This is a genomic window from Tenacibaculum sp. MAR_2010_89, assembly GCF_900105985.1.
In the GTDB taxonomy this organism is placed as follows: domain Bacteria; phylum Bacteroidota; class Bacteroidia; order Flavobacteriales; family Flavobacteriaceae; genus Polaribacter; species Polaribacter halocynthiae.
The window spans coordinates 27501-30000 of sequence record NZ_FNUB01000004.1; the positions used below are offsets into that span (position 1 = coordinate 27501).

The 2500-nt window shown below is 45.1% G+C and carries 2 tRNA genes and 2 rRNA genes (1 of these 4 running past the window's edge); all 4 read right to left on the reverse strand.

Annotated features, from left to right (window positions below):
• Positions 1–348: ribosomal RNA gene (locus tag BLV71_RS00915) — 23S ribosomal RNA — on the reverse strand (it extends 2533 nt beyond the left edge of the window).
• Between the two features lie 158 nt (positions 349–506).
• Positions 507–582, reverse strand: a tRNA-Ala gene (locus tag BLV71_RS00920).
• A gap of 90 nt (positions 583–672) precedes the next feature.
• Positions 673–746, reverse strand: a tRNA-Ile gene (locus tag BLV71_RS00925).
• Positions 747–829: 83 nt separating this feature from the next.
• Positions 830–2349: ribosomal RNA gene (locus tag BLV71_RS00930) — 16S ribosomal RNA — on the reverse strand.
• The 16S and 23S rRNA genes sit together here with 2 tRNA genes alongside, the layout of an rRNA operon.
• Positions 2350–2500 lie beyond the last annotated feature (151 nt).

The following is a 2500-nucleotide window of genomic DNA, read 5'->3' on the forward strand; positions in this document are numbered from 1 at the left end:
TCTCTTTGGTTCGTCTTTCCAAACGATTCTAGTTCACTTAGACTCTAATGTCGCAGCCCTACAACCCCAATACTGCCGTAACAGCATTGGTTTGGGCTAATCCGCGTTCGCTCGCCGCTACTAACGGAATCACTATTGTTTTCTCTTCCTCCGGGTACTTAGATGTTTCAGTTCTCCGGGTTTGCTCCTATAAATAGGTGACATGTCTTCAACATGCCGGGTTGCCCCATTCGGAAATTTACGGATCATAATGTGTGTGCCACTCCCCGTAACTTATCGCAGCTTATCGCGTCCTTCATCGCCTCTGAAAGCCTAGGCATCCGCCATACGCCCTTATTTAGCTTATTGTACTTTTTGCTGCAGTATCTCTACTACAACGAGCTCTTTATAATTCTTTATTTTTATAAAAATATTGTTGTTAGATCGTAATCTAACTTCTCTATCTTGATTCTTTACGATATCATTTTACCAATATGTCAATGAACGTTTTTAGACCTATAGTCTAATGGTGGAGAATATCGGAGTCGAACCGATGACCTCTTGCGTGCAAGGCAAGCGCTCTAGCCAGCTGAGCTAATCCCCATTATGAAATTCAGAATATGAATCCTCAATTATGAATGTTGAATTCTCTAACTTCCAGAATTTCCTTCCTAATATATACTTCTTTATTTGTAGTCCCGGGCAGACTCGAACTGCCGACCTCTACATTATCAGTGTAGCGCTCTAACCAGCTGAGCTACGAGACTATAATAGCTATATATTAGTGTGTTTTAAAATTAACAGCAAAGAGCAAAATGTACCTCTTTTGTAACTCACCATCTTTCTCTAGAAAGGAGGTGTTCCAGCCGCACCTTCCGGTACGGCTACCTTGTTACGACTTAGCCCTAGTTACCAGTTTTACCCTAGGCAGTTCCTTGCGGTAACCGACTTCAGGCACCCCCAGCTTCCATGGCTTGACGGGCGGTGTGTACAAGGCCCGGGAACGTATTCACCGGATCATGGCTGATATCCGATTACTAGCGATTCCAGCTTCACGGAGTCGAGTTGCAGACTCCGATCCGAACTGTGATATGGTTTATAGATTCGCTCCTATTCGCATAGTGGCTGCTCATTGTCCATACCATTGTAGCACGTGTGTAGCCCAGGACGTAAGGGCCGTGATGATTTGACGTCATCCCCACCTTCCTCACGGTTTGCACCGGCAGTCTCGCTAGAGTCCTCAACTTTACTTGTTAGCAACTAACGATAGGGGTTGCGCTCGTTATAGGACTTAACCTGACACCTCACGGCACGAGCTGACGACAACCATGCAGCACCTTGTGATCTGTCCGAAGAAAACTCTATCTCTAAAGCTGTCAGACCACATTTAAGCCCTGGTAAGGTTCCTCGCGTATCATCGAATTAAACCACATGCTCCACCGCTTGTGCGGGCCCCCGTCAATTCCTTTGAGTTTCAATCTTGCGATCGTACTCCCCAGGTGGGACACTTATCACTTTCGCTTAGTCACTGAGATAAATCCCAACAACTAGTGTCCATCGTTTACGGCGTGGACTACCAGGGTATCTAATCCTGTTCGCTCCCCACGCTTTCGTCCATGAGCGTCAGTATATACGTAGTAGACTGCCTTCGCAATCGGTATTCTGTGTAATATCTATGCATTTCACCGCTACACTACACATTCTATCTACTTCCGTATAACTCAAGTCAACCAGTATCAAAGGCAGTTCCATAGTTAAGCTATGGGATTTCACCTCTGACTTAATTGACCGCCTGCGGACCCTTTAAACCCAATGATTCCGGATAACGCTTGCACCCTCCGTATTACCGCGGCTGCTGGCACGGAGTTAGCCGGTGCTTATTCTTACAGTACCGTCAAGGCCGTACACGTACGACTGTTTCTTCCTGTATAAAAGCAGTTTACAACCCATAGGGCAGTCATCCTGCACGCGGCATGGCTGGTTCAGAGTTGCCTCCATTGACCAATATTCCTCACTGCTGCCTCCCGTAGGAGTCTGGTCCGTGTCTCAGTACCAGTGTGGGGGATAATCCTCTCAGACCCCCTACCTATCGTTGCCATGGTAAGCCGTTACCTTACCATCTAGCTAATAGGACGCATAGTCATCTTGTACCCATAAATGTTTAATTAAAAAGCGATGCCACTTCTCAATATTATGGAGTATTAATCTTCATTTCTAAAGGCTATCCTCCTGTACAAGGCAGATTCTATACGCGTTACGCACCCGTTCGCCGGTCGTCAGCGGAAGCAAGCTCCCCTGTTACCCCTCGACTTGCATGTGTTAAGCCTGCCGCTAGCGTTCATCCTGAGCCAGGATCAAACTCTTCATTGTATAATCTTTAATATTATTAATGAATAAGTTTCAAAAGAATTTTTTTAATCTAACTAATTAGACTGTGGTAATTCTACTCTTTAATTACGCTGTCAATTTCAATATTTTCAATGAACTTTGTTAACCTTAACACTTGATATCTCTCAATCAA